General features: G+C 67.6%; 4 protein-coding genes and 1 pseudogene. 3 read left to right on the top strand and 2 right to left on the bottom strand.

What is annotated here, in order from left to right; genetic code table 11:
* The first annotated feature begins 92 nt into the window (after positions 1–92).
* On the top strand, positions 93–1,046 hold the full coding sequence (locus DID99_RS36155; RefSeq protein ID WP_124668687.1) for a LysR family transcriptional regulator: 954 nt from the start codon (positions 93–95) through the stop codon (positions 1,044–1,046).
* A gap of 143 nt (positions 1,047–1,189) precedes the next feature.
* Positions 1,190–1,465 carry a hypothetical protein gene (locus DID99_RS36160; protein ID WP_124668688.1) on the top strand — a complete coding sequence of 92 codons (276 nt, stop codon included), beginning with the start codon at positions 1,190–1,192 and terminating at the stop codon, positions 1,463–1,465.
* Between the two features lie 25 nt (positions 1,466–1,490).
* On the opposite strand, the gene DID99_RS36165 is transcribed toward DID99_RS36160, so the two are convergent.
* The gene (locus DID99_RS36165; protein WP_124488427.1) at positions 1,491–2,213 is read right to left on the bottom strand and encodes a haloacid dehalogenase type II; all 723 of its coding nucleotides are present in this window, start codon (positions 2,211–2,213) and stop codon (positions 1,491–1,493) included.
* Positions 2,214–2,534: 321 nt separating this feature from the next.
* Between DID99_RS36165 and DID99_RS36170 the strand changes: the two genes are divergently transcribed.
* On the top strand, positions 2,535–2,762 hold the full coding sequence (locus DID99_RS36170) for a hypothetical protein (protein WP_124521109.1): 228 nt from the start codon (positions 2,535–2,537) through the stop codon (positions 2,760–2,762).
* Positions 2,763–2,884: 122 nt separating this feature from the next.
* On the opposite strand, the pseudogene DID99_RS36175 reads toward DID99_RS36170, so the two are convergent.
* A pseudogene (locus tag DID99_RS36175) lies at positions 2,885–3,004 on the bottom strand (hydrolase); the annotation flags it as partial.

Genomic DNA, 3,004 nt, shown 5'->3' on the forward strand with positions numbered 1-3,004 from the left:
CTCTCCTGACGTCCTTAAAGTCAGGCGTCAGGTTACGCAATCGCTCCCAAACCCTCCACGGTTTCCTGCGATGAACCTTTTTTTTCCCGCCGATGCGACACGCCACCGAGCCGGTTTCCGGCAACCTGAACTGGGACGACCTGCGCTTCTTCCTCGAAGTCGCCCGCACGCAGCGCGCGAGCGGGGCCGCGAAGCGGCTCGGGGTCGACTACACGACCGTCGCGCGGCGCATTCGCGCACTTGAGGCCGCGATGGGTACGCTTTTGTTCGACAAGTCGCGCTCGGGCGGCTTCACGCTGACCGCCGAGGGGCAGCGGCTCGTCGCGTATGCGGACGCGATGGAGACGACCGTGCAGTCCGCGTGCGACCAGGTCGCGAACACCGGCGAGGCGCTGTCGGGCCACGTGCGGATCGGGTCGACCGAAGGGTTCGGCTGCTTTTTCCTCGCGCCGCAGCTCGCGCGGTTTCGCGTCGCGCACCCGCATGTGACGGTCGACCTGCTGCCGGTCCCGCATTTCGTCAACCTGCCGAAGCGCGAGGCCGACCTCGCGATCACGCTCGAGCGGCCCGAACGCGGGCCTTACGTGGTCACGAAGCTGTGCGACTACCAGTTGCGGCTCTATGCGACGCGCGACTATCTGGCGAGTCATCCGCCGATCGCCTGCACCGACGATCTCGCGCGGCATGCGTTCATCAGTTACGTCGACGATCTCGCGTTCAGCAGCGAACTGCTGTACCTGGAGCGCGCGGTGCCCGGCGCGACGGCCGGGCTACGCACGACGAGCGTGATCGCGCAGGTGTTCGCGGCGCTGCAGGGCGGCGCGCTCGCGATCCTGCCGTGCTTCATGGCGGCCACGCAGCCGGCGCTGGTGTCGGTGCTGCCGGACGACGTGGTGGTCACGCGGTGCTTCTGGCTGACGTGTCGCGAGGATCTGCGCAAGCTGCGGCGCGTGACGGCGCTGTGGGATTACCTGCGCGCGGCGGCGGACGCGAACCGGGCGTTGTTGATGGGGGAGTCTGACGAACTGCGATTCATCGGGGATTGAGCGCAGCGGTGCGTCATGGGCGGTCCGTCCCGTGTCGATCGATGGATTTCGTGGCGCGTACCGGTTTGACATAGTGGTTTCGCGGGGCGGGCGCGCCTGTGGCGGCCCGGCGTCCCGCGTTTTTCGTCATCCGGAGGTGAGTCATGAAAAAGAAGACAGCAATCCTGATCGTCGCGGCCGGCGCCGACCCCACGGGGCTCGCAGTCGGGCAAATCATCAGCGGAAGCGGCAGCATGGGCCGGGTCGGCATGAAGATCACGAGCGTGAAGCAGCAGACCGCGTTCGCCGACCAGCCCTACGTCCTCGAAGTCGCGACACTCGAGGCGACATGGTTCGACGACGCCAATCCGATCACGACGATCAGCTACAACAACGAACGCAATCGGGCCACGGTGACGACCTGCACGTTCACGTCGTGATCGCCATCCGGGCACGCGGTTGGTGTCAACCCGGACAACCGAGCCGATCCGCGAGTTCGTTCAGGTCCTTGACGTCGAAGTCCCACGCGTCGTCGGCTTTCAGGTCGGTCGTCTGGTTCGGCCCGTGTTCGGTCGGCCGCAGCACGAACGCGGTGGCGAGCCCGAGTCGCCGCGCGGCGGCCAGATCGCCATTGTGCGCGGCAACCAGGCACAGCTCGGCCGGCTCGAGACCGAGGATCTCGACCGCTTCGGTATAGACCCTCGGCGACGGCTTGTACGCGTGCGCGACTTCGGCGCCGAGAATCGCGTCCCACGGCAGGCCGCCGTGCTTCGCGACGTCGACCATCAGCCGGATGTTGCCGTTCGACAGCGGCGCGATCACGTAGCGCCGCTTCAGCCGCTGCAGCGCCGAGACGGAGTCGGGCCACGGATCGAGCCGGTGCCACGCGAGGTTGAGCGCGTCGATCTCCGAGTCGGGCACGCCGTCGATACCATAGCGGTCGAGCGTGCGCACCAGGTTCTCGCGGTGCAGCACGTCGAGCCGCACGTAGCGCCTGCGCCCGCTGCGGATTTCCTCCATCGACGGCGCATATTCGCGGCGCCACGTATCGGCGAATTCGAACGGATCGCGATCCGGCGCGTGGCGCGCCAGGAACGTGGCGGCTTCGCGCGCGACGCCGTTTCTCCAGTCGACGATCGTTCCGAACACGTCGAAAACGAGCGCCTTGATGTCGGCAGGGTTCGTCATGGGATTTTCGTGAAGGTCGGTCGAGGGGGACGCGACGCGCGCCGTGGCGGCAGCGTGCGACGCCGGTTCGAATGACATTGAATCACGTATCCGCGAAGACGGCTGGCGGCGTCGCGGCGATGGCGGCGCGCGGTGCGGCATCGAGGGTGCGTGAGAGTGCATGAGGGCGAGGCGGAGCCGGGAAAACCGGTATCGCACCGCCCGTCACGGGCCTTCGGCCATGACCTTCGGCACATTCCTGCCCGCGTGCGCGGCGCCTACGCTGGGCAGGTCGCCGGTGCGTGCCGGCGGCGTTTCCCAACCAACCGACAAGGACATGCCATGCCGACCATTTCAGTCTACGGGTTCAATTCGGACAGCGGCCCGAGCGCGTTCGGCGCGCAAGCCACGCGCGACAACCTCAACGAGGACCATCCGACGTGGGCCGTGACGCTGGCCTACACCGCGAGCACCACGACGGCCGTCTTCACGTCGACCACGGCGTCCGACGCGGATCTCAGGGCCGCGCTGGAGGCGGCGTATCCGCCGGCAAGCTACCACGTGGTTTAGGTATCGCGGGTGCCCGCCCGGGCCGGCCCGGGCGGGGTAGTTCATGTGGCGCAACGCGCGCCGGCGGCTGCGACGCGGGCCGGGTTCGCGCCGCAAGCGCGGCGCTTGCGGACGTGCGGCAATCAGCTCTTGTCGTACGAGAACTGGATGCCCGCGGTGCCGCCGGTTTCGATGAACAGGTTGATGAATGCAGGAACGGTTGCGCTGCGCGCCCAGTCGCGCTGCAGTTCGCAGAACAGCTG

It is taken from the genome of Burkholderia sp. Bp8986 (assembly GCF_003854225.1).
In the GTDB taxonomy this organism is placed as follows: Bacteria; Pseudomonadota; Gammaproteobacteria; order Burkholderiales; family Burkholderiaceae; genus Burkholderia.